This is a genomic window from Chryseobacterium sp. WLY505 (genome assembly GCF_030846215.1).
Classification (GTDB): domain Bacteria; phylum Bacteroidota; class Bacteroidia; order Flavobacteriales; family Weeksellaceae; genus Chryseobacterium.
This window is the reverse complement of the sequence record NZ_JAVCWI010000004.1, coordinates 344,556-371,468: the sequence shown is the minus strand read 5'-3', so window position 1 is coordinate 371,468 and position 26,913 is coordinate 344,556. Positions and strand designations below refer to the sequence as shown.

General features: G+C 37.7%; 23 protein-coding genes. 11 read left to right on the top strand and 12 right to left on the bottom strand.

Features of this window, described 5'->3' with window-relative positions; translation table 11 throughout:
- Positions 1-381: 381 nt before the first annotated feature.
- The gene (locus RAH34_RS11965; protein ID WP_306596300.1) at positions 382-1,488 is read left to right on the top strand and encodes a polysaccharide lyase family 1 protein; all 1,107 of its coding nucleotides are present in this window, start codon (positions 382-384) and stop codon (positions 1,486-1,488) included.
- 112 nt (positions 1,489-1,600) lie between these two features.
- Here the strand turns inward: RAH34_RS11965 and pelA are convergent, their stop codons facing one another.
- On the bottom strand, positions 1,601-2,620 hold the full coding sequence (gene pelA, locus RAH34_RS11960) for a pectate lyase (protein WP_306596299.1): 1,020 nt from the start codon (positions 2,618-2,620) through the stop codon (positions 1,601-1,603).
- Positions 2,621-2,698: 78 nt separating this feature from the next.
- Entirely contained in the window at positions 2,699-3,880 is a 1,182-nt protein-coding gene (locus tag RAH34_RS11955; RefSeq protein WP_306596298.1) for a DUF4861 family protein, read from the bottom strand.
- Between the two features lie 222 nt (positions 3,881-4,102).
- Between RAH34_RS11955 and RAH34_RS11950 the strand changes: the two genes are divergently transcribed.
- The 5 genes from RAH34_RS11950 (at position 4,103) to RAH34_RS11930 (ending at position 10,383) form a co-directional block, all read left to right on the top strand.
- A complete protein-coding gene (locus RAH34_RS11950) occupies positions 4,103-4,456 on the top strand; it encodes a hypothetical protein (RefSeq protein WP_306596297.1) in 354 nt (117 codons plus the stop codon).
- 189 nt (positions 4,457-4,645) lie between these two features.
- On the top strand, positions 4,646-6,898 hold the full coding sequence (locus RAH34_RS11945) for a TonB-dependent siderophore receptor (RefSeq protein ID WP_306596296.1): 2,253 nt from the start codon (positions 4,646-4,648) through the stop codon (positions 6,896-6,898).
- Between the two features lie 3 nt (positions 6,899-6,901).
- Entirely contained in the window at positions 6,902-8,347 is a 1,446-nt protein-coding gene (locus tag RAH34_RS11940) for a DUF3526 domain-containing protein (RefSeq protein ID WP_306596295.1), read from the top strand.
- On the top strand, positions 8,348-9,694 hold the full coding sequence (locus tag RAH34_RS11935) for a DUF3526 domain-containing protein (protein ID WP_306596294.1): 1,347 nt from the start codon (positions 8,348-8,350) through the stop codon (positions 9,692-9,694).
- Positions 9,688-10,383: an ABC transporter ATP-binding protein gene (locus RAH34_RS11930; RefSeq protein WP_306596293.1), complete on the top strand. Its 696-nt coding sequence runs from the start codon at positions 9,688-9,690 to the stop codon at positions 10,381-10,383. The genes RAH34_RS11935 and RAH34_RS11930 overlap by 7 nt, the downstream gene beginning before the upstream one ends.
- A 98-nt stretch (positions 10,384-10,481) precedes the next feature.
- On the opposite strand, the gene RAH34_RS11925 is transcribed toward RAH34_RS11930, so the two are convergent.
- Entirely contained in the window at positions 10,482-11,777 is a 1,296-nt protein-coding gene (locus tag RAH34_RS11925) for a deoxyribodipyrimidine photo-lyase (RefSeq protein WP_306596292.1), read from the bottom strand.
- Between the two features lie 197 nt (positions 11,778-11,974).
- Between RAH34_RS11925 and RAH34_RS11920 the strand changes: the two genes are divergently transcribed.
- On the top strand, positions 11,975-12,217 hold the full coding sequence (locus tag RAH34_RS11920; RefSeq protein WP_306596291.1) for a hypothetical protein: 243 nt from the start codon (positions 11,975-11,977) through the stop codon (positions 12,215-12,217).
- A gap of 65 nt (positions 12,218-12,282) precedes the next feature.
- Here the strand turns inward: RAH34_RS11920 and RAH34_RS11915 are convergent, their stop codons facing one another.
- The 3 genes from RAH34_RS11915 to RAH34_RS11905 all read right to left on the bottom strand — a co-directional run bounded on the left by RAH34_RS11915 (position 12,283) and on the right by RAH34_RS11905 (position 14,495).
- Complete coding sequence (locus RAH34_RS11915) at positions 12,283-13,047, bottom strand: hypothetical protein (RefSeq protein ID WP_306596290.1); 765 nt, start codon at positions 13,045-13,047, stop codon at positions 12,283-12,285.
- Complete coding sequence (locus RAH34_RS11910; RefSeq protein WP_306596289.1) at positions 13,044-13,538, bottom strand: MarR family winged helix-turn-helix transcriptional regulator; 495 nt, start codon at positions 13,536-13,538, stop codon at positions 13,044-13,046. Before RAH34_RS11910 ends, RAH34_RS11915 begins: the two co-directional genes overlap by 4 nt.
- Positions 13,539-13,649: 111 nt before the next feature.
- Entirely contained in the window at positions 13,650-14,495 is an 846-nt protein-coding gene (locus RAH34_RS11905; RefSeq protein ID WP_306596288.1) for an AraC family transcriptional regulator, read from the bottom strand.
- A 71-nt stretch (positions 14,496-14,566) separates the two neighbouring features.
- On the opposite strand from RAH34_RS11905, the gene RAH34_RS11900 reads away from it, so the two are divergent.
- Both RAH34_RS11900 and RAH34_RS11895 read left to right on the top strand, forming a co-directional pair.
- Positions 14,567-15,943 (top strand): MFS transporter, encoded by a 1,377-nt coding sequence (locus tag RAH34_RS11900; RefSeq protein ID WP_306596287.1) that lies wholly within the window; start codon positions 14,567-14,569, stop codon positions 15,941-15,943.
- Positions 15,944-15,982: 39 nt separating this feature from the next.
- A complete protein-coding gene (locus RAH34_RS11895; protein WP_306596286.1) occupies positions 15,983-16,372 on the top strand; it encodes a hypothetical protein in 390 nt (129 codons plus the stop codon).
- 64 nt (positions 16,373-16,436) lie between these two features.
- On the opposite strand, the gene RAH34_RS11890 is transcribed toward RAH34_RS11895, so the two are convergent.
- From RAH34_RS11890 to RAH34_RS11880, 3 genes are all read right to left on the bottom strand, one after another.
- On the bottom strand, positions 16,437-17,087 hold the full coding sequence (locus RAH34_RS11890) for an HD domain-containing protein (RefSeq protein WP_306596285.1): 651 nt from the start codon (positions 17,085-17,087) through the stop codon (positions 16,437-16,439).
- A 33-nt stretch (positions 17,088-17,120) separates the two neighbouring features.
- Positions 17,121-18,035 (bottom strand): helix-turn-helix transcriptional regulator, encoded by a 915-nt coding sequence (locus RAH34_RS11885; protein ID WP_306596284.1) that lies wholly within the window; start codon positions 18,033-18,035, stop codon positions 17,121-17,123.
- Between the two features lie 121 nt (positions 18,036-18,156).
- Positions 18,157-19,314: an MFS transporter gene (locus tag RAH34_RS11880; RefSeq protein ID WP_306596283.1), complete on the bottom strand. Its 1,158-nt coding sequence runs from the start codon at positions 19,312-19,314 to the stop codon at positions 18,157-18,159.
- A gap of 193 nt (positions 19,315-19,507) precedes the next feature.
- Between RAH34_RS11880 and RAH34_RS11875 the strand changes: the two genes are divergently transcribed.
- Positions 19,508-20,119 carry a GNAT family N-acetyltransferase gene (locus RAH34_RS11875; RefSeq protein WP_306596282.1) on the top strand — a complete coding sequence of 204 codons (612 nt, stop codon included), beginning with the start codon at positions 19,508-19,510 and terminating at the stop codon, positions 20,117-20,119.
- A gap of 50 nt (positions 20,120-20,169) precedes the next feature.
- Here the strand turns inward: RAH34_RS11875 and RAH34_RS11870 are convergent, their stop codons facing one another.
- Positions 20,170-21,084, bottom strand: a complete 915-nt coding sequence (locus RAH34_RS11870; RefSeq protein WP_306596281.1) for an AraC family transcriptional regulator — start codon at positions 21,082-21,084, stop codon at positions 20,170-20,172.
- Positions 21,085-21,162: 78 nt separating this feature from the next.
- A complete protein-coding gene (locus RAH34_RS11865; RefSeq protein WP_306596280.1) occupies positions 21,163-21,960 on the bottom strand; it encodes an SDR family oxidoreductase in 798 nt (265 codons plus the stop codon).
- Positions 21,961-22,094: 134 nt separating this feature from the next.
- Between RAH34_RS11865 and RAH34_RS11860 the strand changes: the two genes are divergently transcribed.
- A complete protein-coding gene (locus tag RAH34_RS11860; RefSeq protein ID WP_306596279.1) occupies positions 22,095-25,436 on the top strand; it encodes a DEAD/DEAH box helicase in 3,342 nt (1,113 codons plus the stop codon).
- Between the two features lie 84 nt (positions 25,437-25,520).
- On the opposite strand, the gene RAH34_RS11855 is transcribed toward RAH34_RS11860, so the two are convergent.
- Positions 25,521-26,831, bottom strand: coding sequence for a T9SS type A sorting domain-containing protein (locus tag RAH34_RS11855; protein ID WP_306596278.1), 1,311 nt, complete (start codon positions 26,829-26,831; stop codon positions 25,521-25,523).
- Positions 26,832-26,913: the final 82 nt, after the last annotated feature.

Below are 26,913 nucleotides of genomic sequence, written 5' to 3'. Positions count from 1 at the left end.
CTGTTTAGTTCACTTTATTTTCTCTGGTTCTTCAGAATATAATTATTATCTAATTTATAACTAAATCCTTTTGTAAATCTAAAGGAAAATCTGTGGGAAAAATGAATACGGGTTATTTGAAAAGACTCATATTCAAAATATTCTTGTGTCATTGCGATAATCCAACAAAGAAAACAAGTATTAAAAATATAAAATACTGTCATTTTTAGTGAGCAATCTAAAACAACAAATACATTTTTAAATAAAAAATAAAATGCAACCGATTGATCAAATATAATATTCAACATTATAATTATATAAATATTAATATAGTAAAATATAAAATACTTTAATATTAATACTATAATTTTACACCAAGAACAAAATCACAAAATATAAACTATGAAAACAACGTTCAAAGCGGCCTTATTAACAGCCGCTCTAAGCTCTGCTTTTGCCTTAACCGGATGTGGTCAGGAAGAAATCAACAATGACCTGTCACAAAGCGAACTCAATAGTAAAAACTCTCTTGCCCAAAAGATTGTTCCTCTGGCTAATTGTGTAGCTCCGGGATGGGCATCTCAAAACGGTGGAACTACCGGTGGCGGAACGGCAGCAGAAACAACAGTCTCTACCTATGCTCAGTTAAAAGCAGCTATTGAAAATACAGCGGTAAAAGTGATCAAAGTAACCGGAACCATTACCATCACTACCCGTTTATCACTTCAGGACCAAACAGGAAAAACAATCTACGGAACAACCGGAGCGAAGCTGGTTTCTACAGATCAGACTAAAGACGGATCAGGTATTATCAATATTAAAAGATGTAACAATATCATTATCCGGAATCTGATTTTTGAAGGTCCCGGAGCTTATGACACCGATGGTTGGGACAATGCTATTCTGGACGACTGCCGAAATGTATGGATCGATCACTGCGAATTCAGAGATGGTGTTGACGGAAATTTTGATATCAAGAATAAATCCGATTATATTACTGTTTCTTATACCAAATTCCATTATCTGAAAGCTCCAAAGCCTGGAGGCTCAGGAGGAACGGATGATCACAGATTCTCCAACCTCATCGGATCCAGTGACGGAGCAACAGCTGATGCCGGAAAGCTGAATGTCACTTTTGTTCGCTGCTGGTGGGCGCCTGGATGCAGAGAGCGCATGCCGAGAGTTCGATTCGGTAAAATCCATATCCTGAACAGCTATTTCAACAGTTCTGTAAGCAATAAATGTATTGCGGCAGGGGTTCAGGCCAATATTCTGGTAGAAAGAAATGTTTTTGAAAATGTAAAAGAGCCTATCAACCTGATGAGTGGATTTACAGCGGTAACCCAATCCGGAAGCAGTTTTATCAATGTTACCGGAAATACAGCAGGAAGCGGAACAGCATTCACTCCGCCATACAGTATCACAAAACTTAACGTAGCAGATGTAAAAGCAGATGTAACGGCTAATGCGGGAGCTACTTTAGGAGGCAATGTTTGTGATCAGTTTTAACACAAGACTTCAGTATTAGTAGTCATAAAAGGAAGAGGGCGTCTCAGAAATGAGATGCTCTTTTTTATTTTACAAAAAAAGCGGGCCGAAACCCGCTCCTGTTAAAGATCAATTATTCACTTAATTTATTTTTCTCAAGCCATTTCGGATATTCCTTGGCTAAAAGCTTTTCTGCAAAATCACCAAACCAGCTATATCCGTTTCTTCTTTCCTCCGAAACTTCATTATAATTGTATTTTACACTTCCATCACGGTCTCCAAACAAAGGTTTATTGGTATGAATATCATAGAACCTTGCCCAGATCACGGAGTTTTTATCTTCAGCCAATACTCTTACTGCTTTTCCATTCTGTTTGGTAACATTGTAGCTGTACCCTTCTATTTTATTCTGTCTGAACCATTGTATGGCAGCCTTGATTGATTTTTCAATCTCAGGAGTCACAGGCTGCATCATTAAAAACCTTATAATTCCTACCGATTCCCCGGTGGCTAATGAAATGGGTTCGAAAGCCCTTGCCTTATCCGGCTGCAGTGTAATCTCATGATACTGATCTGCCCAAATGGAAGGAATTCCTTTCTGCAGAACCTGCGTTTTTAAAATACACCCAATTCCTTTTTGTACGGCAATTTTTGATTTTTCTTTTAATGACACATAAACCACATCAAAATTATCCTTTCCTTCCGCTGCGTTATAAAGAACCGTCAAAGCGTTGATCATCGCATTATCGTTATAGGTCACCTGCTTTCTGTAGAGCCCTGAGTTAGGGTAATACTGAGGAAAACCTCCGTTATCATACTGCATAAGAAGGAGATAACTTATTCCTTTTTCCGCTGCTTGTAAATAATCCGGATTTTTGGTTGTTGAATAGGCTTTAATCAACGCATTAATCTCCCTTGAAGTCGCATTATTATCAATCGTAGCATGATCATCCCCTGTTGATTTTATCTTTTTTAAAAGAGCTTTATCAATCGGCAGATTATAATTAACCACCGATTTATCCTGAAGCTGTTTTCCCCAACCGCCATTGGGAAGCTGATAGATCAGCATTTTTTCCGCTAATGTATCTTTAATCTGAGCAGTACAGTTAACCGCCAATATCCCTAATGCCAATGTGTATATTTTTAGATTCATTTTTTATTATTTAAAATTAAACTGAGCATTTCACCCTCAAACACTCCCACCCTATAACTCTCAAACCCTCAAACTCTGTCATCTAATAACTTTCACCACCAAAGGTTTCGCAATAATTTCCGACTGTTTCTCAAGCAATCGCTCCCAATCGCTCTGTGTCTGAACCTGTCCGCTTTTCTGCCACACAAATCCTGCATAATAGGTTAAGACTTTTGAAGGCTTGGTCACAACATACAGATTACTTTCATCTGGAATTTCAGAGGTGAAGGCAAGTGATTTTTCAACAATTTTAGGATCTATTACAATTCCTTCTCCTACAAATGCATCATCAATTTTTTCCCAGTGAAGATAGTATCCGCTTTTATCATTCAGTTGAGTTTTTCCCTCGTTTTTGTGAAGGGTAATCCCGATGGTGTAATTCGGAACAGGTTTTTCTGTTTCAAAAGTGGATTCAAATTTTGAGAAATTGGAACCCAGATCTAAAGAAATTCTTTTGGTTTCTTTCACTCCATATTCGCTCCATGGCTGGTAAGTAAGTTCAAAAACAGTTCTCAAAGGACCTTCGGCAATTGTTTTGGAGGATATAAAGTTTTGGGAAGTCTGAAGTTTTTCATTTTTCCATATCCCGATTCCACCCGTTCCACGGCTGTTTCCTACATGATAAGGATCGTAGCCCTCACCTCTTGTATCTTTATGATAATACATCGGATCTGTGAGATAGCCTTTGTACCATTTGTTGATCACAGGCAGATCTGTTCTTTTCAGCCAGATGTCTACGCCGCTTGAAAGGGTGCTGCTTTTGATTCCCTGTAAAGCTTCCTGCTGGCCTTTCGGACCATATACTCTGAAGGCAATCTTGTCGTTTTCCCAGGCATAATCATCTACCCTTTCCGGAACCAGCCTCGAATAAGTGGAAATTCTGCTTTCCGGAATCTGAACCTTTCCGTTCGCTACAATTGTATAAGAATTCGTCTTCCCTGCATCAATACTCACCTGAAAAAGCAATTCTTCGCCTTTTCCACCTCCATCATAATCAATCCATTGAATGGGAATCCACTTTCCTTTTGCATCTTTTATTCTAAGGTCTTTTTCAGTATGCTTACTTAAAAATGATTTCAATAAAGTTTTGGGAACGGTTACCACTTCATTTCTGGCAAAACTCAAAGGATTTGCAACCTGAATAATGCTTTGAGCAGATAAAAACCCAAAAGCAATGCAACCGATTGCGCAATTTAAGCCTCGAAAGGCAGTTTTTAACATCAACATAAATTTAATCAATTAGTTAATCGATCAAAAATATAAATAATTTGCTAATATATCACTGAAATTCATTTAAACTTTTAAGATTAAATCTATAATAACGATCGTGCTCCATACAACAAATTTCAATCTGTTGATTTCAAGTAAAAGCTAAAAATATCCGCTACTTTTTATTCATCATTCAATTTTTATCAAATTAAATTGTACATTTGTTTTTCTATTATGCAAAAATTTCTCAGAGTCTTTTTTGTTTTTTCTTTACTTCTGATATTTGTTTCGAATGTCAGCGGGGTAACGACATGTCTTGATCATGCCAGACACGCCAAAAGTAAAGTGATCTATAAAAAAGGTTCAAAAGAAGAGAAAATTCCTACTTTTTCTCAGGACGACGAATGTCAGTGTGCGCTTCATCTGCATATGAGCAATGTTCTTCTCCCTGAACCTTTGAATTTGGATTTTGCCATAGACACGACCAATGATAGTGAAATGCCGCAGCCGAAAGCCATTTCATATCGTTGTCTTCTGGACTTTTTCAGTTCCAGAGCTCCCCCATCCGCATTTTCTGTGGTAGCTTAATCTATGCTGCCTTAATATTTCGTTTACAGATTTTTTAGTCTGTACTGTAATTCCGTGGATACCTGTGTCTTCGCACCAGTAAAGCTATCCTTTTTATTAATGGGCAAATTCACTGTCCGTACATCCCTATTCATGATTACCAGTAATTTTAATTATTCGGGAATAATTCATTGTATTTCCCCAAATTCTGTGAAACTTTTTAGTATAAGTTTCATCACAGCAGCATCATTTCTGCATGCTCAATCCCGTTCTGAAGATTCATTATCTACAGTGGTTCAAACTGTTGAGGTCTTCGGGAGAAAGTCTAAAGATTACACTTCCAACTACTCTTTTGCCGCCACCAAGATTGCGATGAAAAACAAAGATCTGCCCTTAACACTCAACACCGTTACCAAAGAACTGATCACCGACCGTCAGGCTTTTCAGCTTGGAGATGTCATGAAAAACGTGAACGGAGTTTCTCCTTCCAGCTACTATAACCAATACAACATCCGTGGGATAAGCCAGAATGAAGAAGGCCAGATCATCAATGGAATGCGGACAAGGCAATATTATTTTCTACAGCCAATGACTTCCAATATTGAACGTGTGGAGGTTTTTAAAGGTCCGGCAAGTATTACCATGTCCAGTGTAGATCCGGGAGGAACGATCAATATGGTTACTAAAAAACCATTGTCAAATCCCCGTCACGAAATCAGTTTGTCAGGTGGAAGCTTTGAAACTTATCGTGTCACCACAGATCTTACAGGTCCTTTAAATAAGAGTAAAACTTTATTATACCGTTTTAACGGAGCGTATCAGAATGCTCATTCATTCAGGGATCATGTTAAAAACAGTGGTATTCTGATTTCACCTTCTATCACTTTTGTTCCAAATGAAAAAACATCTGTGAATGTAGAAATGATTTTCAATGATCTCTATGGAAACCTTGACAGAGGACAGCCGATTTTCGGGGCAGTAGCCGGAAAAACAGATTTATACAGTACTCCAAGAGGTCTGAATTTAGGAGCTCCGGATGATTTTTTTAAAACCAGAGAACTCATAATAATGGGAACGGTTGCCCATCATTTTAACCAATCCATCAGTTTTAATGCTTCCTATATGAAACAATATTGGAGAGAAAACCTGCAGGAACACAGAACAACCAACTCTTTTGTGCCTGATATGGATAACAAACCGGTTTCCAGCCTTGCCATGATGCAGTTTGTACAGAGAAAACAAAACTGGGCCACAGATAACATTAATGCTTATTTTAATTTTAAATTCAAAACCGGTGCTGTGCTGCATCAGGCTTTGATAGGCTATGACAGTCAGATCTGGGAAAAACGCAAAGGCGGACAACAGAATGCTGCAAGAGGTTTTCTGTTGAAGAACGGTTCTGTAGCTTCTTCTTACAACCCTTCAAAAGCCTCTGAATATCAAACAGTTAACTATAATGGAACGATTATTCCTAAACCTAATGTCACTCCATTTGATCTGAATCCGGATGCTGTAAATTATCAGGGTACTGATTTTAATACCCTTAATGTGATTACACCTTTACCTTCTGCTCTTACCACTACGCATGCTGCTTATATTCAGCATCTTTTTACCTGGAAAAAGTTTAAAATCTTATCAGGAATCCGTCAGGAGTGGTTTCAGGATATCACCAATTTTAAAGAAACCAATGAAACCTCTTTTACCAACAACAAACTTCTTTACAGATTCGGTATTACTTATAGTGTAACGGATCATATCAATGTTTACGGGACGTATCTTACAGGTTATCAACCTCAATCTAATACCGTAACGTTGATGCCCAATACCTCCGGTCTTACAGGATCTGCAGCCAGATTTAAACCTTTAACTTCTGATCTTAAAGAATTAGGAATCAAAGCTCAAGTTTTTGACAGAATCTCAATGAATCTTGCTGTATATGAAATCAACCAGAGAAATATTTTAATCAATACCAATAATCCTTCAGAACCTGATGAGCTTGTACAGCGCGGGGCAGACCGAAGCCGGGGATTTGAAGCTGAGTTTTCCGGACATATCCTTCCTCAATGGCATATTTACGGAGGCTACAGTTATATTGATGCTAAAATTCTGGATGATACCAACCTTGATCTTGTGGGAAAGAGAAAGGAAAACACGTCTAAGAATTCGGTGAATATCTGGACGCGCTACAATTTTTCAACAATTGAATTCCTCAAAGACTTTGGAATTGGGGCCGGAATGCTTTATCAGAGTTCTAAAGTTCCGTGGTTTACAAGGAGTTTTGAGCTTCCCGCCTATACTACGATAGATGCTGCTTTGTATTATACTCCGGCAAAATCTGTTCAGCTTTCTTTTAATCTGAATAATATCACCAACAAAGTCTACTGGATCGGAGCTCAGAATTACCTAAGGCTGTTTCCGGGAACTCCAAGAAATTATTTACTAACTGCTACTTATAAATTTTAAACTATGGCTATTTCAAACTTACAATTGATGGTGAGAAAAACCTGGCAGGATTTGTTTAAAGGAAAACAAAATCTGCTCACCACGATTGCCGTACTCCTGTTCTGTATGCTGAGTATTGGCATAGGATATACAAAATACACAGACTCTTTTTCTAAAATAAAAGAATACCGGAAAGAAGTCCGGGAAAGCTGGGAACACCGACCTGATAAGCATCCGCACCGTATGGCTCACTACGGGTACCTGGTTTTCAGAATCGGGCATCCTTTGAATATTTTTGATAACGGACTGGATGATTATCTTGGAAATGTGATATTCCTGGAAGCACATAAACAGAACACTGCCAACCTTTCGGAAGCAGGAAGTTCCGGAACTTTAGTCAGATTCGGGGCGTTTAGCAGTGCATTTATTCTGCAGAGTATTGTTCCATTGATTATTCTTTTTCTGGGATTTGGATTAATTGTTCAGGAACGTGAGAATGCGACTTTAAAGATCATCAGTGTGCAGGGAGCTTCCGGAAGAGATATTATCTGGGGTAAAATTCTGGGACTCTGGCTGTTTTCTTTATGTTTCCTGATTCCGGTTATTCCTGTTGTTTTCATGGCTGCATTTATGTGTGAGACTACCAATACAGCGGATATTGTATTACGTTTATCATTTCTGCTGCCAGCTTATATGATCTATTATTTTTTTATCTGTACGTTAACCGTAGTAGTTTCTGCAAACAGTAAAAGCACCTCATCAGCGTTGATCAGCCTTATTGGTTTCTGGCTTCTTTTTATTATTGTTTTGCCTAAAGGAATTCAGTTTGCAGCACAGAATTTATATCCTGCACCTTCCCGGATTGCTTTCGAAACCACTCTGGAAAAAGATATTTTAAAATCTGGTGACAGTCATAATCCTGATGATCCGCATTTTAAAAAAATTAAAGATTCTTTACTGACAAAGTATCAAGTGAAAACAACCAATGAACTTCCTTTCAACTATGGTGGATTTGTCATGAAGGAAGGAGAGAAAATAAGCTCACATATCTATATCAGACATCAGAAAGAACTGCAGAACATTTACAGTAAACAGCAAAATCTGACAGATTTTTCAGGACTGATTAATCCTGCCATTGCGATCAAAAACTTCTCCATGATTGCTACAGGCACAGATTTCTTCTCTTATAACCAGTTTCAAAAACAGGCAGAAGAATATCGCTATCAGATGGCTCAACATTTAAATGATTTGCAAATTGAACAGATCAGCAATATTAAACCGGAAAACGGCGGGCCACCTGCTGTCATCGACCAACACAACTGGGAAAAGTTTCCGGATTTCCAGTACCGGTATACTTCCGTTCTGGATAGTCTGAAACAACAGCCAATACCTGCTGCTGCATTAGTTCTATGGATGGCTATCTGCATTATTGCGATCGAAATAAGTGGAAGAAAATTAAAATTAATCTAAATGAATCGTTATTTATATACCCAATTTTACCGTAACAAAGCCTATATCATTGCACTGCTGTTTTTATTGATAGCCGGACTGATGGCTATTTATACAGGGAAAAAGTTTTTAGACAGAAATGAAGATATTATCTCCAAAAGCGGAGCTTTCCAAAAAGAAAGTATAGAAAGGAATACAAAATTTCATAAAGATGATCTGGGGCTGGTTCTTTATTATATTAAATTCAATCTGGTAAATGAAACACCCAAACTGGCTGCTTTAAATATCGGAATGCGTGATTTAAATCCTTCTATTCAGGGAGTAACCATCCGAAATCTGGAGGAACAACGCTACAATGCTGATTTTTATAATCCTGCCAATGCAGCGGTTGGAAATTTTGACTTTAGTTTTGTCATTGTTTTCCTTTTCCCACTGGTGATTGTCGCATTCTGTTATAATTTAATTTCTGAAGAAGAAGAAAGAGGAACATGGAAACTACTTTCTGTACAGAGTGGTAATTTGCAAAAGCTTCTGGATCAAAAGATGTTCATCCGCCTTTTGGCTGTGACGGTTGTTTATCTTGCATTAATGATCATCGCTTCGGTTTGGATCAAAATACCTTTAGACTCTTATTATATTGCTTTTATGGTCAGTGGTTGGTTGTATATTCTGTTCTGGTTTGCCCTGTGCAGATGGATTGTTTCTTTCCGTAAATCATCGGCTCAAAATGCATTAATCCTTCTTACTGTATGGGTGGGGATCAATTTTATTATCCCGATGAGCTGTAATATTCTGATACAAAAGATCTATCCGGTTCATGAATCTCTTAAAGCCGTAATGGAACAGAGAGAGGGCTATCACAACAAATGGGATGAGGCCAAAAGTCCCACTATGGAAAAGTTTTACAAAGCCTATCCACAATACAGCAATTTTAAAGTAGAAGAAAATGATGTCTTCACATGGACCTGGTATTATGCCATGCAGCATATGGGAGATGTTGAATCGGCAAAATCTTCAGAACAGTACACTGAAAAAATGCAAAAAAGGAATCAGGCAGCAAATTATTTAGGATATCTCCTTCCGAATCTTCATACTCAGCTTGTAGAAAGTCATCTGGCAAAATCTGATATGCAGAATCATTTGCAGTATGCTGCATCACTCAAGAAATTTCATGAGAAAAAAAGGTTGTTCTTCTATCCTCTTATTTTCTCGGGAAAAAATGCGGAATCTATCAACTGGGCACAGCAAACCATACAGGTATTTACATTCTCCGAACATATACAATGGATAAAAATCCTTCTTCCTTACCTCATCTTCATTGCTTTGTTCATCATCCTTTCACAATACAAATACAGAAAACTATGTTAAAAACAGTCAACCTACATAAAAAATACAACGATTTTACCGCCCTTCATGCTCTTAATCTGGAAGTAAAAAAAGGAGAAATTTTTGCGCTGCTCGGACAAAACGGAGCAGGAAAAAGTACAACCATCAATATTCTTCTGGGACTCATTAAAGCGACTTCCGGAGATGCTTTTATCAATGATATTTCGGTAAAAGAAGAACCACAAAAGATAAAAAAACATCTGGCTTATATTCCTGAAACAGTCCTTTTATATCCTAACCTTACGGGAATAGAAAACCTTGATTTTTTCTCCAAAATCGCAGGATTTGATTACCCGAAAGATGAATTGGCCGCATTACTCAAACGCACAGGATTGCAGGAAATCGCACATCATAAAGCATTGGGAGGATATTCCAAAGGGATGCGCCAGAAAGTAGGAATTGCCATTGCATTGGCTAAAGATGCGAAAGTACTTCTCCTGGATGAGCCCACCAGCGGGCTGGATCCTATTGCTACAGCAGAGTTTACAGAAATTGTACGTCAGCTGGGCAAAGAAGGCAGAACGGTTTTAATGGCGACTCACGACATCTTCAATGCAGTAAGTGTTGCCACAAACATTGGCATTATGAAACAGGGAGAACTGGTACAGAATTTACCTTCCAAAGCATTTACAGCACAGGAATTACAGGAGCTGTATCTGAAAACAATCTGATGATCCTGTTACTTTAGCAAGTAACTTTTCATATTAAATATCAATTGGTTGATGCCCGGTGACGTTTTCGTTGCCGGGCATTTTTCATACTATAATATTTATGTTAGCGCTTTCTTGTATTCTGATAAAGCTCTTTCGCGGGCAAAGGTATGCTCTACGATGGGAGAAGGATATGCTGGCGTATTCCATTCCGGCAGCCATTTTTTGATGTACAATAAGTCTTTATCAAATTTTTCTGTCTGGGCCGTTGGATTAAAGACCCTGAAATAAGGAGCCGCATCACAACCTGAACCTGCTGCCCACTGCCAGTTTCCATTGTTGGCAGACAGATCGTAGTCGTTCAGTTTTAAGGCAAAATAAGCTTCCCCCCAACGCCAGTCGATCAACAGATGTTTACATAAGAAACTTGCCACAATCATTCTTACCCGGTTATGCATACAACCCGTCTGATTCAATTCTCTCATTCCGGCATCTACGATGGGATACCCTGTCGTTCCTTCACACCAATGTTTAAACTCGTCTTCATTATTCCGCCAGTGGATATTATCATACTGCTTTTTAAAAGACTGATGAACTACCTGTGGGAAATGATATAAAATCTGCATAAAAAATTCTCGCCAGATCAGCTCTGAAAGCCATACGGCATTATGTTTCAATGCAAAAGCTACACATTTCCTGATGCTGATAGTCCCAAAGCGTAAAGCAATGCCGAGTTGTGTAGTATGTTGCAACGCTGGATAATCACGAAACTGATCATAATGATCTATAATAGAAGCCTCCAGAACCGGTTTTTTAAAATCAAAATCTGTTTTTTTGAAACCGATCTCCTTTAAAGTAAGAATCTCAGAATATTCCTGTGGAAAAAGGTTTTTAAAATCTACTTCAACAGATTGATAATGTTCAGGTGTTAACGCTTCCCGCCATTTCTTGGCAAAAGGGGTGTAAACGGTATAAGGAGAACCGTCTTTCTTAATGATCTGGTCTTTATCAAAAATCACCTGATCTTTATAAGCTTTAAAAGGAATATTCTTTTCCTTTAAAAAATAATAGACGTCCTTATCTCTCTCAATCGCCTGAGGTTCATAATCCCGATTACAGAAAACACCTTCGATAGTATATTCTTCAGATAATTTTCTGAATATTTCTACAGGCTTTCCATAATAAGTATTGACTTTTGAGTGGTATTCTTTCAATGAAACATTGATATCCGTTAAAGCCTGATGAATATAGTCAACCCTGCGGTCTTCTTTATCTTCCAGCTTTCCCAGAATATCGGTATCAAATATAAAAATGGGGATTACCGGAGCATCAGACTGGAGTGCATGATGAAGTCCAACATTATCCTCCAACCTCAAATCACGTCTGAACCAGAAAAGGGTGATTGTATTTTTCATAAAAGTTCGTTTCAATTCCATGGATCATTTCTGTTTTTAGAAATGCTTTCATAACTATGGATAAATATACAGATTTTAACCTATAAATAATTTTAGCAATTTATATGATTTGGCTTTATCATTACAATTTATATGATAATATGAATTAAAATTTTCCGACATTTGTCCAGATTTTAATTGAACAGAAACTCACCGCAATGGAAGAATTTGAAGTACCGGTAATGTATAAGGGTCAAGAACTGCTTTTCAATGGAAAGCTGGCTACATTCTCTTATGGGTATAAACTGTATGTAGACGTAGATGGAACTGAAGTCGTTATTGAGCGTGATGATCACGGTGATTTAAGGGCTCTTTTGCCGGATACTGCTGCGGAAAAAAATATAGATAAAGGACTTATTGAAGCCATTATAGAAGTATTTAAAGAACTTCAGGTTTTATAATTGGTTCTCAATAAAAAAAGAGACTTTTGAAAAGTCTCTTTTCATTCCAATATATTGAGTTTCGTTTATTCGAAAACTACATAATTGACCTTATCTACGCCCGTATTTCCTGTTTTTTCATGATAGGCATACAGAACAAGTTCATAATTTCCAGGAGAACTGATTGTGTGATTTCCTTCAAATAGGTTGGTTGAAACTAAAGACATCTCTACATTTTTTACAAATTTTCCGTCTTTTTTCAGAATTCCTTTCACTTCAATCTCATCGGAATTCCATACGCCGCCTTTATCAATAACACATCCGCACATCATCACAATATTGGCCTGAAACAGGAAAGGTTTATCTTTAATACTGTTCAGTGCAATATACTGATGGGTTCTGGGTTTCAGAATATCAATAATATACCCCGGAATCTCAAGAATAATTCCTTCCCCCAGAATATGCTTCCCGGGAATCAGCCATAGCTCTGTACTTACCACTGCGTGTGCCTGCCTGCTGTTCAAAGGAGAAATCACTTCTATATTCACAAATGTAGGCTCATCAATATCCACGGCAGCCATAAAACCTCCTGTCTGTTCATCTGCAATGGAGTTTCCTCTGATTTTGGGCGTTTTCATAATCAGATCTGTATTTCCTGTGCTACCAACTGTATTTCCTTCTGCCAGAATTCTTTGATTAAGCTTATTTCTGATGATAATATGAGCGCCGCCCAATGAAGTTCCGATAAATTTGGCATCTCTTGCTTTCGCTCTGATCATGATTTTCGTTTCTGTTGCCGAAATCAAATTCGTGGAAAAAAGAAATGCTGTAATGAGAATGAATGCTTTCATGATTGAATTGATTTTAAATATTCCTGTTTAAATCTGTGATGAAAAGATTCATTTTTTAATTCCTGATCAATATCATCCAGGTACGTGAAAATCGACAGATCTTCTGATAATACCTTCAGGATTGCTTTTTCACAACTGTCCCATATCTGCTCCAGCTGAGGAAGCATTTCAATAGCTTTGGGAGACAATGAAATGATCTGTTTCCGTTTATCTACACTGTCTTTTTTAATAATGAGGTAACCGCTTTCGCTCATTTTTTTAACGATAACCACCACCGAAGGATGGGAATATCCCAACGGTTCCGCAATATCGGTAATAGAAATTTCACCCTTTTGTTGCAGCAGCATAAAAACCAGATACCAATTAGGTTCCACATCAATTCCGAATTCTTTATAAAATTTCCGCACATCATGAGACATCCGGTCACTGATTCTCTTCAATCTGCTATCCAACGCTTTATATCCTAGTTCTTTAATAAAATCAAAATCCATCTGAAATATATTTGCTGTAAATATATAAAATATAAAGTCAACTATATAGTTAACTTTATATTTTTAGAATTAAATTTTAACTTAGTAAAAAGCCCTCTCCTAAAAAGATCTTTATTTAAAACTTTTCCTGTATTCTCCGGGAGTTACTCCTCTGTATTTCTTGAAAAGCTTGGAAAGATGGCTTTCATCACTGAACTGGAGTTCGTAGGCAATCTCACTTAGCCGGATACTGCTGTATTTTAAATAGGTTTCAACCAGTTTTAATCTATAGTCCAGCAGATAATCCTGATAAGAAATTCCGGTTTGCTGTTTAAAATATTCTCCGAAATAATTCCCGGAAATCCCAAAATGATCGGCAATAGTCTGAATTCCGGTTTTCTCACGGTCTTTAATATGTTGTTGAATATAAGTAATGATCTTCATAATGGAAAAAGCTTTCCGGTTTTCCTGCAGATCTGAAGTTTCACTCCGAATGATATTTCGGGCAATCAGATTCAGAAGGATCGACATGCAGTTGCGGATAATTAAATAATCTTCCGCTTTATTTTTGAATTCATTGGCGATCTGCAGAATAAGGGTTTCTGCAAAGTTCTCATCATTTTTATCTCTGAAGACACAGCCCGCTCTTGCATGATAATTATGGCTGATGTATTGCAATTTATGTAAATTCTCACAGCTTTCAATACGGTCCGCTTCCAAACGGATTTTATCAATAAACTCCACCGGGCATTGAATTGTAATAAGCTTAGCAGACTCACTTTCAAAACGATAGACCTCATTTTGTGGAATAATAAAGAGCTTACCCTGCGAAAAATTAATCTTTCGCCCATCATAAGTAAGCGTTCCTTTTCCTTTGACAATATAAACGAATGAGAGAAAAGTGTTTGTTTTAAAAATGATCTCTTCTTTCAGTTCTAATTCTCTTACATCAATCTCTTCTAAAGGCAGTCCTTTCATTACACACTGTATTTTCCTCCAAAAGTACAATTTTAACAGAACACAAAGCGGGTAATTTTGCATAAAAAAATATGAACGTACATCCGAAACGGTGGCAGGCACTCAACTTTCTGATTGCAGGTGCTTTTCTTTCACCACTGGATTATTTTATTGTCAATATGGCTCTGCCTTCTATCAAAAAAGCATTGAATGCCAGTGATCATCAGCTTCAGATGGTTATAGCCATTTATGGACTTACCTATGCTGCACTTGTTGTGTGTGGCGGACGGTTGGGTGATATTTACGGTCGCAAAAAGATATTTATAGCAGGATTGTACACCTTTCTGTTTTCCTCTATTGCCTGCGCTTTTTCTCCGGATGTTACGTGGCTGATTATTTTCAGATTGTTTCAGGGTATTGGTGCATCATTGCTTGCTCCACAGGTATTGGCTTCCATAAAAGACCTTTTCAACAGTCAGGAACAACCTAAAGCTGTCAGTCTTTTCAGCTCGGTATTTGGTCTTGCATCAGTGATCGGACAGTTATTTGGAGGAATTCTTTTAAGCATGCATTGGGGACGATTTTCATGGGAAATGGTGTTTCTTGTTAATGTACCGATTACGGTAATTTGTATTCTGGGAATTCATTTTACCATGGACAATAAGAATAATAAAGAACAAACAGGTATTGATTTTATAGGAGCTTTGTTGTTAATTCTTGCTTTACTCATGCTCATCTGTCCTCTTATTTTCGGACAGAAATTTGGATGGGCTTGGTGGATTTTCGGAATTCTTATTGCAGGAATTGTAGTATTAATTTCATTTTTACAATATGAAACGAAACAGCTTCAAAATAATCGTCCGATTCTTATAGATCCGGCTTTGTTGCAGCAGAAACCTTTTGCTTTAAGTCTTCTGATTATTTTCTTTTACAATTTTACGGCCGGTTTATTCATTTGCTATCCTTATTATCTTCAGCAGTTTCTTCATCAAAATTCAATGGAGACAGGCTTGGCTATTGTTCCTTATGGGCTTGCTTTTTTCATAGCTCCTTTGGTTACTTCCAGAGTACAAATGAAAGCATACAAAATGATCTATCTGGGATTAAGCTTATTGATGACAGGCTTTCTGATGAGTGCGGTTACTTTTTATTTTGAGCAAAAACCCTCTTTTCTTACATTTCTGACATTGTTTATTGCCGGATTTGGACATGGTACAATTATGCCGGTCATGATGCGGACAGCTATTTCTCTGGTTTCAAAAGATAAAGCCGGGCAGGCTTCAGGGCTTGTAAGTATAGGGATTCAGATTGGGAGTGTCACCGGAGGAGTTATTATTGGTACCCTGTTTTTTAATCTGATCCCAATTCTGGGATTCACGGAAGCATTTGCAGCCGCTATAGGAATGATAGGTCTCTTTCAGCTGGCTGGACTTTGGGCAGGAAACAGATTAAGGAACATTATTGACTGAAAGATAAGTTTAAAATCAAAAAATATAATACATTTAACAATGAACAATACAGAAAAGATCATCTGGGAAATAGAAGAATTCCACCGGAATATCGAAAAATGGTTTCAGGGAAAAGCCGAAAATCAGGAAAGTCTTTATCAAGAATTATTATCCGGATTTTCACAAGATTTTAAAATGATTAATGGAAACGGAGATACTGTTACCCTATCGATGCTTGGTGAATGGCTTCCCACCGTATTTGGAAAGTTTCCGGAGCGAAGTATTCAGGTGGAAAATATTGAAGTGAATCATTCTGACCATCATGGACTTGCTACCTATATTGAAACACAAGTCACAGGAGAAGTCATAACTCAAAGAAAATCATCTGCGGTCTTTCTGCTCGATAAAGAAAAAGCACTCTGGCTTCATCTTGTAGAAAACTGGATATAAACCATAACAGCCCTGATCATCTAAGAATGTTCAGGGCTGCCTATTTTTTAAAAGAGCTATTTTCCTATTCTGACCACGGAGAATGTAAAATACAGTCGCAGAAGTTCTTCCTTTCAAAATTCGGGATCATAAAGGCACAGACATCTGCTTTTATATTTCCGAAAGTAGTTTCTGTTTTATGCTCAAAACCGCCGAAAAATGTAGGAATAATCTTCTTTTTGAAATCATTTCTCGGAAAAGCTCTGATAATCTCTTCCCGATGTTCTGCACTCAGGTTTTCATATCCTTCTCCCATCACATCCAATCCCACTCCTGAATACATTAAAGCAACCTCATTTTCTTTGTGTTCTGCAATCCCAATGGTAGTGTGAAGGGCAATGGTATCCCAAACCAACTGAAGTTTATCCTGAGCAATACCATGGCCTTTCAAAAAGTCTCTGGCTGCATTGGCTCCGTCTACCTCAAATCTCAGATCAGGGCTGCTGTAATGAGAAACAAGTCCAAGATCATGAAATACGGATGCCACGTACAATAGTTCCGAGTCGTGTGCTTTGTTTTCACGCTTTGCATTTAAGGAAGAAAACAGAAAAACACGTAGAGAGTGATTGTAGATAAATTCTGTTCCGTGTTCCAGGAGAAGTTCTGTGGCTTCTGTTGCAATTTTACTGTCCGGAATGATAATTCCCGCGACTTCTTTCATACGATGTACTGACATATCTTTATTTAATTTTATCCAAAGATATCCTGATTACATAGGTCTGAGAATAGCAATAAATACCGATGAGATGTCAAAATTTCCGCCGAAACTATACGCCGATATGAATAAACTTGCTGCGATAGTTTGCCGGAGATATTTCTGTATTTTTTTAAAGAAGTGGCTGAACTGTTCCGATGTACCGAAATGAAGCTGATAAGCAATCTCTTTTACAGAATGGGAACTGAACTGAAGAAGTCTTTTGGCTTCCGCAATAATCTGCCCGTTGATGATTTCTTTGGCACTTTTGTCAGAACACCGTTTACACAATTCGCTTAACCTTCTTGGCGTAATATTCAATCTCTTCGAATAATCATTCACAGCATGAAGGGTGTGGTACTGACTGCTCAGTAATTCCATAAACTTACGGTAAATGATATAATCCTGACTGTCAAAAGTTTCTTCTTTTACCATTTTTACATTCGCCAGCTTAATCATGATGATTTTTAGATAAGCAGCCAGCACGTCCATCTGATTGGTATAAGACTCCGTTTTATATTCCGTGAGTAATCTTTTACATAAGCTTAAAAATTCATCTGTTTCGGTTTGATCCGGGATCAGTTTTTGATTCGCAGCAGCATTATTAAACAAAACAGCCTTGCAATTGCTGGCACTGGACGGGACTCTTTCCCAGAAACAGTCTCCAAAGGAAATATGATAGCCATAGACTTCAGAATCATTTTCAAATCTGCAGATCTGGCCTTTGGAGAGTAAAAAAATTTCCTGGTCTGCAATATCAAAAGAATGCTCATCTATCGTCAGTACTCCTTTACCCTTTTCAATAATTACAATGTGATGATAATTAAGTCTCACAAAATCTCCGAAATACAGTATATCATCCTCTAATCGTTTTATGGAAAAAGAATGGTCAATAACAGATTCTGATACAATTCCTGAGACCGGTTTCATAAAAGGAAATTTTTAATAAAGATAAAAAGTATTTTAAAATGCAAGATTAGGTAACGACCGTGAGCCAGAACATGTCAAAAAACGCTTAAAAGATGTCAAAAATCCCTTAAAAAGAAATTGATTATGATTTCCTGAAGACTTTCATCTGACCCGCCATAATCGCCAGTAAAATCCCAAAGCAGGCAAAAAGACCGTATGAATATCTAAGATCAAAACTTTCCGCAATATATCCGATAAGAGGCGGCCCCATCAGAAATCCTAAAAACGATATGCTGGAAACAAATGATAAAGCAATACTTGGAGCCACTGTACTCACCTTTCCTACTGTGCTGTAAACGGATGGTACACTCAGGGAACTTCCAAGACCAATGATCATAAAAGCAATGATGCAGATCCACAGTTCCGGAAAGAAAACACTTAGAAAAAGTCCGCTGCTCATCAATAGCCCACAGCACTGCAGAACAATCTTTTTTCCATATTTTTCAATGATTTTATTCCCGATAAAACGACCTAAAGTCATCATTAAGATAAAACTTGTATACCCCAGTATGACAAGGCTTTCAGGAGCTTTAACTATAGTTTGAAAATAAACCCCGCTCCAGTCGAACATCGCTCCTTCAATCGCCATACTCAGAAAGCCTATAATTCCCAAACCAATCAGTGTAGGATTCACTGCTTTAAAAATTGAACGGGTCTGCGGTTCTGCTTTATGAATAATATTAGTCAGATTTTTTGTACTATAAAACCAAAGTATTCCTACCAGAATGAAAATAACAGCAAAATGGTAAAAAGTTCCTACATGGAGATTAATCATTAACAAACCTATGACAGCTCCTGTAAGACCTGCAAAACACCAGGCGCCATGGTATGAAGAAAGAAGGGTTCTTTTCGTGATAGATTCTATTTCAATCGCCTGAGTATTGATGGCAATATTGCACATGTTTCCTGAAACTCCAAAGAAGAATAGTACAACACCTAACGTCCAGTATGAAGGAGATAAACCAATTAATAACAGGAAAAAAGGATACAGCATAAAGCATCTTTTAATAATTCCGCTGCTTCCGTAGATGCTGATCAGTTTTCCGGCCAGAACCATCGTTGAAAGCTGTCCTATCGGCATGAGAAGTAAAAGTGTCCCCAGCTGTGCTTCATTGATGGAAAGAGCCGTTTTTATGATAGGAATCCGGCTCGCCCAGGAAGAAAAAACAAGCCCATGGGCAAAGAAAAGTAAAAAACAGGCTGTTGGCATTTTGGCATTAAAAGATTCTTTCTCGTTCATTATGACAGTTTGATAAAAATTCCGTTTGCAAATTTAGGCACGCTCACCCATTAAAATCTAGTTCATTTTTGTCATTTTTATGTTCCATTTTAACCAATAATGGAAATGCCGACCTCATTATGGTGGAAAATCACTTTATTTTTTGAATACAGATTTTGATTTTTCATTAATTTCGTTGTATAAATAATGAACCATGAAAGAAAAATGGATTGCTTATCCAACTATTTTGGAAGGAGAAACCGTTGAATTAGTTCCTCTTGAAAAAGAACATTTTGAAGAATTATATGCTGCGGCTGCAGATAAAGAACTTTGGGAACTGGTTCCTACAGACTGTTCAGACAAAACCTTGTTTGATAAAAACTATGAATGTGCATTATCTGAAAGAGAAACCGGAAATCAATACCCTTTTGTCATTCGTCACAAAGAAACCGGAAAACTGATAGGCTCCACACGCTTTTTTGAAATCTATCCCGCAGACCGGAAACTGGAAATCGGATGGACATGGATCACTAAAGAATTTTGGGGAACAGCCATCAATCTTGAATGCAAGCTATTACTCCTCACCTTCTGTTTTGAAATCCTGAAAACCAACAGAGTACAATTGAAAACAAAAGATGATAACTTCAGATCCAGAAAAGCCATCGAAAAAATCGGTGGTGTATTTGAAGGCATTTTACGTAAAGACAAAGTTCTCAGCGATGGTACTACAAGAAATGCAGCTTATTACAGTATTTTGGATGATGAATGGGCCACTGCAAAACTTAAAATTGAAGCTTTGATCAAAGCAAAACAAAATGTGAGCTAAAAAGTATACCATAAAAAACACCCGATATTTTGGACCGGGTGTTTTTTTATCTAGTTGAAAGATTGTCTGTAACTCAGAGGTGTTTTATCAGTTTTCTTTTTAAATAGCTTATTGAAGGACTGCGGATGTTCAAACCCCAGGGCATAAGCTACTTCAGATACAGAAAAACCTGTGGTGGTAAGATATTCTTTAGCCTTTTCAATCAGTTTTTCATGAATATGCTGCTGGGCATTTAATCCCGTGAGATTCCGAAGCATATCACTCAGATAATGAGGCGACAAATTGAGTGTGGAAGCCAGAAATTCTACCGTAGGAAGTCCTTTATTTAAGGTTTCCTGCTGATTGAAATAGTTTTCCAGTACATCATCCATTTTGGTTAATAAATCATTATTAACGGCTTTTCTTGTGATAAACTGTCTTTTATAAAAACGGTTGCTGTAATTGAGAAGAACATCAATATAAGAAACAATTACGTCCTGGCTCACTTCATCAATAGCGGTATTCAGCTCATTCCCAATGTAATCCAGCAGTCCTGTTATCGTCGTCTTTTCCTGATCTGATAAATGCAGTGCTTCATTCGTATCATAAGAAAAGAAACCAAAGTTTTTGATATTCTTTGCCAAAGGATAACTTCTGATGAAATCCGGATGTACCAGCAAGGTGTATCCACAATATTCTGCATTCTCATCAGTAGAAAGAACCTGTCCGGGTGCAGTGAACATCATTCCTCCCTCATTAAAATCATAATATCCCTGCCCATAGCCCATTTTTCCGTTGGTAGAATATTTATAAGAGATTTTATAAAAATTCAGGATAAAACTTCGCTTCAGCATATCCTTTTTGACAGTCATCTTTGTATTATCCACAAGGCTTACCAAAGGATGAAGCGGTTTAGGGAGCTGCAGCATGCTGTGCAGTTCTGATATGGATGAAATTTTCAAAGGAGCATTATCTTTCTTTTCCATGATATAAAATTATAAATTATTTGGTGGAAAAGGCAGCATAAAGAAGATTTACTTTATACTACCTTTAAAAAATCCGGATTAAAGGAACTGTTTTCCTAACTGGTCTCTGAATATTTCATCACCCAATTCCAGGCGCTGAGCATACAAAGCTTTGGCATCTTCTCCGGCTACATATCTCAGATTTCTTTTGCCATCAGTCGCTGCTTCATACACTACTTCTGCAATCTGTTCAGGAGTAGAAGCCACTTCCATCATTCCTCCCATTTTGGAGAATAATGATCCAATCATTTCTCCATAGGCAGGACTTGATGCAGAATCTAAAGAACGGCTTACAAAATCAGTCTTAATTCCTCCTGGAGAAACTGTTTTAATATCAATGCCAAACTGATTCAGCTCAAAAGCCATACTTTCACTCCAGCCTTCCAACGCCCATTTTGTAGCATGGTAAATAGAATTTAAGGGGAAAGCAATCAAACCACCGATGGAAGTAGTAGAAATAAACATTCCGTTCTTTTTCTCTCTGAAATATGGGATGAAGGCCTGCGTTACACGGATAACGCCTAATAAATTGGTGTTTAACTGTCTTGCAATCTGATCATCTTTTAACGCTTCCAATGGTCCCATAAGGCCATACCCTGCATTATTAAAAACCACATCTACATCAGTGAGTTCCAGGGTTTGCTTTACTGTAGACTGTATCTGGTCAAAATTGGTTACATCAAGAGGAAGTACCGTTACGTTTTCCAAAGCCGCAAGATCAGCCGCTGCTTCAGGATTTCTCATCGTAGCGATTACTTTCCATCCTTTGTTTTGAAATAATTGGGCAGTTGCTTTTCCTAATCCTGTAGAAGCACCTGTTATAAAAATTGTTTTCATTTTTCTTGGTTTAAAATTACAGGACAAAGTTCTGCATTAGAAGAAACCCAAGAGTTGCCAAAATGGGGTAAGCTGTAGCCAAAACGGATTCTTCAATACATTTGTTTTTTGTAAGTTTGTCTCCATCTATTTTTATGGCAGAATATATTCTTGACAACATCAATATCAGTACACTTTCCGTCTATGACCTGCTGAAACATATCTCAGACAGTGCATTTATCGGGATCAGGGATTTTCGTGAGATTTATCCTGTTGCTATTGAAAACAACACAGGAATATTTACAAAACAGTCTCCACTACAGGATTTTCCAGTGGTTACCATCAGCAAAATAGGGACTTCATTACTTTGTTCATGTACCTGCGATAATGACAAAGACCAGCTTTGCGCTCATCAGGCGGAAATTATTCACTGCATTATTGAAGATAAAAATTATCGATTGTTTTTTGATGAAATGCTACGCAAGAAAACATTTCTCCCTAAAGCTAAAGGATATGGCCTGGAAAATGAACCGGATCTGGATCAGTATTTTGAACTGAAATACAAAGATGGCCAAATTGAAATATTGCCCAGAATCAAGGAAATGCTTCCTGTAGATGATGTAATGCTGACAAGAGATCTGCTTCCTCAGCATCTTTCTAAGCTGGATGACCTGGCATTACTGGAATCGGGTAAAAAGCAAATATTGGTCATCGGTAAACACCGTTATTACAATCATATGACCTTCTCTCTGATGGAGGCAGAGATCACGCAGACAGGAAAAATCAAAAATCCTGTCACTCTTGTAGATGCTATGCAGCTTATCTGGAAAGCAGAGAAACCGGCAGACATCAAATTTTATACTGCTATCAATTCTTTTCAGAATAATTACAATGAAGATTACAATCCGTCTGAACTGGAAGCTTTAAAGCTCATTGTACAGAATCCTCTGGAGCTGGAAGTCTATTATCACGACCGCGAAATCGCAGAAGCTGTTTCCGCAAAGTCACTTTCCAAGGTTGAATTAAATACTTTAGATGCAGAGGTTCAATTATCTGTATTTAAGAAAGATCCATTTTTTGAAATCACCGGAGAACTACTCTTTAATGACATTTCTGTTCCTTTTAAAAATATTGTTCTCAGAAACGACTATTTTGTCTATAACCGTAACGTTTTCAGCTTTGTAGATGATCCGGATATGCTTAAAATCATCAGATTTTTTAAGGCTAATAATGAGATTTTACTGGTTCATTCTTCGAAATATGAAGCATTTATGCAGAATATTCTCTCCAGCTTAGAAGAGCGTATCCATATTAATTACAGCTACATACACCCCGCAACAAAAGTACAGCTTGAAGATAAGAATTATCAGACTGAAAAAGTCATTTATCTTCGCCAGCAGGAAAATTATATCGGAATTACTCCCGTTATGAAATACGGAGATGTGGAAGTTCCGGTATATTCCAGGAAGCAGATTTTTGATACTGACCAGAATGGAAATCCATTTAAAATAGAAAGAAATGAATCAGCTGAAGCCCGTTTTACTTCATTGGTGATGCAACAGCATCCTGATTTTGAAGAACAGATGGATGGTTATCAGTATTTTTATCTTCATAGGGATAAGTTTCTGGATAACAACTGGTTTCTTGAAGCATTTGAGACCTGGAGAAATGAAGGGATCATCATACTGGGTTTTAACGAATTAAAAAACAACAAATTAAATCCACACCGTGCTAAAATCAATATTCAGATCACCAGCGGACTGGATTGGTTTAATGCCAAATTAAAAGTAGGATTTGGTCCTAGAGAAGCTTCTTTGAAACAACTTCACCGTGCCATTCGGAACAAGAGTAAATTTGTTCAGCTGGATGATGGCAGCATGGGAATTCTCCCTGAAGAATGGATGGAAAAAATATCTGCTTACTTCCGGGCAGGAGAAATTGATGAGGAACTATTAAAAATTCCGAAAATCAATTTTACAGAGGTTACTTCATTGTTTGAAAAAGAAATCCTGAGCCAGGAGATTCAGGAAGAACTGACCTCTTATTCTACGAAGTTTTCAAAAGTAAAAGACATTCCGGAAGTGGCTGTTCCCGCTGAGCTGAATGCTGAGCTTAGAGATTATCAGCATGACGGACTGAACTGGCTTAATTTCCTTGACAACTTCAACTTCGGTGGATGTCTTGCAGATGATATGGGATTGGGAAAAACGATCCAGATCATTGCTTTTATTCTTTCACAGCGGGAAAAACGAGGCCGTACCACCAATCTGATTGTGGTTCCTACTTCCCTGCTTTTCAACTGGCAGGAAGAGATAAGCAGATTTGCGCCTTCTATAAAAGTTCTGCTTCATTATGGTGCAGACCGACCGAAAACAACGGCTCATATGCCTGATTATGAAGTAGTCCTTACCACCTATGGAATGCTGCTTTCGGACATTAAGTTTTTGAAAAATTTTAATTTCAATTATGTATTTCTTGATGAATCACAGGTGATTAAAAACCCCAATTCTGAAAGATATAAAGCCGCAAGACTTCTTCAATCGAGAAACAGGATTGTACTGACGGGAACTCCTGTTGAAAACAGTACATTTGACCTTTACAGCCAGCTTTCTTTTGCCTGTCCCGGATTGTTGGGAAGCAAACAGTATTTTAAAGATATTTATGCCATTCCTATTGATAAATTCGAATACAGCAAACGTGCTATAGAGCTTCAGCAAAAGATAAAGCCATTTATTCTCAGAAGAACCAAGAAACAGGTTGCCAAGGAACTTCCGGATAAAACAGAAACAGTTATTTACTGTGAAATGAATACGGAACAGCGCAAGATCTACGATGCCTATGAAAAAGAACTTCGAGATTTTATTGCCGCCAATGACGATGATGATCTGAATAAAAACAGCTTGCACGTTCTTACAGGCCTTACAAGGCTCAGACAGATCTGTAATTCCCCTGTTCTGATGAAAGAGGGATATTCTGGTGAAAATGCCGTTAAAATCGAAATTCTGATGGAACAGATCCTTGGCAAGTCAAAAGATCATAAAATCCTTGTTTTCTCCCAATTTGTAGGAATGCTGGATTTGATAAAGGCAGAGCTGGAACGTCACCATATTCAGTTTGAGTATTTAACGGGTCAAACGAAAGAGCGAGGTGAAAAAGTAGCTCATTTTCAAAACAATGAAGAGATCCGTGTATTTCTGATTAGCTTAAAGGCTGGAGGCGTGGGTCTCAATCTTACGCAGGCAGATTATATCTATCTTGTTGATCCATGGTGGAATCCTGCAGCTGAAAACCAGGCTATTGACCGAAGTTACCGTATAGGACAGACCAAAAATGTAATTGCGGTAAGGATGATCTGCTCCAATACTGTAGAGGAAAAAATTCTTACGCTTCAGAAAAAGAAAAAAGAACTGGCTCAGAATCTGTTGACCACTGACGGAAAGAAACTTCAGGGATTGTCTAAGCAGGATTTGATGGATTTACTGGGATCTGATTCCTAATACAACAAATAAAAAACCGACAGGTAAAAGACCTGTCGATTAAAAAACAAAAATTGATATGGATATGATTTAGATATGATGTGTCTATTTTTTAATAATCTTTTCTGTGACTGTTTTCTGATTTGTTGTCTGAATTTTAATAAGATAGGTTCCCGGAACAAAATTATCCATTGAAACGGTCATCGAATTACCTTCCAGCATCTTTTGTCCCGACATATTGTAAATCTCGTATTTCTCCAATCCTTCTTTCATCTTGATTGTTACAGAATTTGCGGTAGGATTTGGATATATTGTAACAAGAGTCGATGCCTCTTTAGAAACTTCAATGGTTGAAAGGCTCTCAGGCTGAATATTTAAAGTATAATCCTCTGCCTGACCGATAAACCAATCTGAAGGACACGGAAGATTCTTCAAAGCTCCCATCCATGAATTGGATTCATAGGCTTTTACCAGTCTGAAACGGGTTTCTCCCAACTGTGCTCCTGCCGGAATGGTGATATTACCTATTGTAACCCCGGATTGGTGACCGGAAACCGGATTGGAATTATCCAGATAGCCCAGATTAAATTGCTCATCAGCGTCAAACTGATTATTATGGTTAAAATCAATATAAGCATAAGCAGATACGGTAGTCTGCCCGTGTGTGCCTCCTGTTACACTTATTGGATAGCTATTTCCACGATTCACATTGAAAACGGTTGCTGTAAAGTTTTCAAGAACATCAGAATTCCCGTCAAGTGCACTGTTTCTAACAACTCCGGCAAATTCTACCGTACTGATCTCACTCACGGTTGAGCTTGTAATATTTTCAGTACCGCAATAAGGAGCCGGGAAACTCGCTGTATTTCCTATGATATTAACCGTGTAATCTTCCGTCTGCCCTGCTCTTAAACTGCTGTCACAAGCTGAACTTATAGAATTAGCAGCTGCCGGATTGGAATAGGCCTGAACATTGGTATTTTTAAGAACCCTCATTCTTGTGCTTCCACTGGCAGCATTGGCAGGAATCATGATGGTATTGTTGATGGTAAAAGCATTGGCAGGATTAGCCGCTTCAAGCCTTCCGATATAAAAACTTTCTCCTGCATCATCAAAATTACCATTCTGATTAAAGTCTATAAAAACGACTACATCACTTGGAAATGTGCTGGACGGGCCTTTCACCGAAATTGGGTAAGAACTTCCCGACTGCAGATCTGTAGATATTGTCGTAAAGTTCTCATAAATTTGTGCATTTGAGGACTGAACTGGTGATGAATTATTAATCGTTCCGAAAGTTACATGACTGATCATGTTGCTGTCGGCTCCATACTGAAAGGTTGGCATACAATATTGCAGCTGCGCATTCATCAGCGATGCAAGTACAATACCAGAAAGAGTAGTTATTTTTTTCATTTTCTTTGTTAAATTTCTTGAGACAAATTTATATTTATTTAGAATGAATAAAAATAACAATGCAATGATATTTGTCAGTTTA

Excerpts from the sequence above, each read along its gene's own strand:
- RAH34_RS11965 (WP_306596300.1), top strand. The coding sequence starts at position 382 with ATGAAAACAACGTTCAAAGCGGCCTTATTAACAGCCGCTCTAAGCTCT.
- pelA (WP_306596299.1), bottom strand. The coding sequence starts at position 2,620 with ATGAATCTAAAAATATACACATTGGCATTAGGGATATTGGCGGTTAAC.
- RAH34_RS11955 (WP_306596298.1), bottom strand. The coding sequence starts at position 3,880 with ATGTTAAAAACTGCCTTTCGAGGCTTAAATTGCGCAATCGGTTGCATT.
- RAH34_RS11950 (WP_306596297.1), top strand. The coding sequence starts at position 4,103 with ATGCAAAAATTTCTCAGAGTCTTTTTTGTTTTTTCTTTACTTCTGATA.
- RAH34_RS11940 (WP_306596295.1), top strand. The coding sequence starts at position 6,902 with ATGGCTATTTCAAACTTACAATTGATGGTGAGAAAAACCTGGCAGGAT.
- RAH34_RS11935 (WP_306596294.1), top strand. The coding sequence starts at position 8,348 with ATGAATCGTTATTTATATACCCAATTTTACCGTAACAAAGCCTATATC.
- RAH34_RS11930 (WP_306596293.1), top strand. The coding sequence starts at position 9,688 with ATGTTAAAAACAGTCAACCTACATAAAAAATACAACGATTTTACCGCC.
- RAH34_RS11925 (WP_306596292.1), bottom strand. The coding sequence starts at position 11,777 with ATGAAAAATACAATCACCCTTTTCTGGTTCAGACGTGATTTGAGGTTG.
- RAH34_RS11920 (WP_306596291.1), top strand. The coding sequence starts at position 11,975 with ATGGAAGAATTTGAAGTACCGGTAATGTATAAGGGTCAAGAACTGCTT.
- RAH34_RS11915 (WP_306596290.1), bottom strand. The coding sequence starts at position 13,047 with ATGAAAGCATTCATTCTCATTACAGCATTTCTTTTTTCCACGAATTTG.
- RAH34_RS11910 (WP_306596289.1), bottom strand. The coding sequence starts at position 13,538 with ATGGATTTTGATTTTATTAAAGAACTAGGATATAAAGCGTTGGATAGC.
- RAH34_RS11905 (WP_306596288.1), bottom strand. The coding sequence starts at position 14,495 with ATGAAAGGACTGCCTTTAGAAGAGATTGATGTAAGAGAATTAGAACTG.
- RAH34_RS11900 (WP_306596287.1), top strand. The coding sequence starts at position 14,567 with ATGAACGTACATCCGAAACGGTGGCAGGCACTCAACTTTCTGATTGCA.
- RAH34_RS11895 (WP_306596286.1), top strand. The coding sequence starts at position 15,983 with ATGAACAATACAGAAAAGATCATCTGGGAAATAGAAGAATTCCACCGG.
- RAH34_RS11890 (WP_306596285.1), bottom strand. The coding sequence starts at position 17,087 with ATGTCAGTACATCGTATGAAAGAAGTCGCGGGAATTATCATTCCGGAC.
- RAH34_RS11885 (WP_306596284.1), bottom strand. The coding sequence starts at position 18,035 with ATGAAACCGGTCTCAGGAATTGTATCAGAATCTGTTATTGACCATTCT.
- RAH34_RS11880 (WP_306596283.1), bottom strand. The coding sequence starts at position 19,314 with ATGAACGAGAAAGAATCTTTTAATGCCAAAATGCCAACAGCCTGTTTT.
- RAH34_RS11875 (WP_306596282.1), top strand. The coding sequence starts at position 19,508 with ATGAAAGAAAAATGGATTGCTTATCCAACTATTTTGGAAGGAGAAACC.
- RAH34_RS11870 (WP_306596281.1), bottom strand. The coding sequence starts at position 21,084 with ATGGAAAAGAAAGATAATGCTCCTTTGAAAATTTCATCCATATCAGAA.
- RAH34_RS11865 (WP_306596280.1), bottom strand. The coding sequence starts at position 21,960 with ATGAAAACAATTTTTATAACAGGTGCTTCTACAGGATTAGGAAAAGCA.
- RAH34_RS11860 (WP_306596279.1), top strand. The coding sequence starts at position 22,095 with ATGGCAGAATATATTCTTGACAACATCAATATCAGTACACTTTCCGTC.
- RAH34_RS11855 (WP_306596278.1), bottom strand. The coding sequence starts at position 26,831 with ATGAAAAAAATAACTACTCTTTCTGGTATTGTACTTGCATCGCTGATG.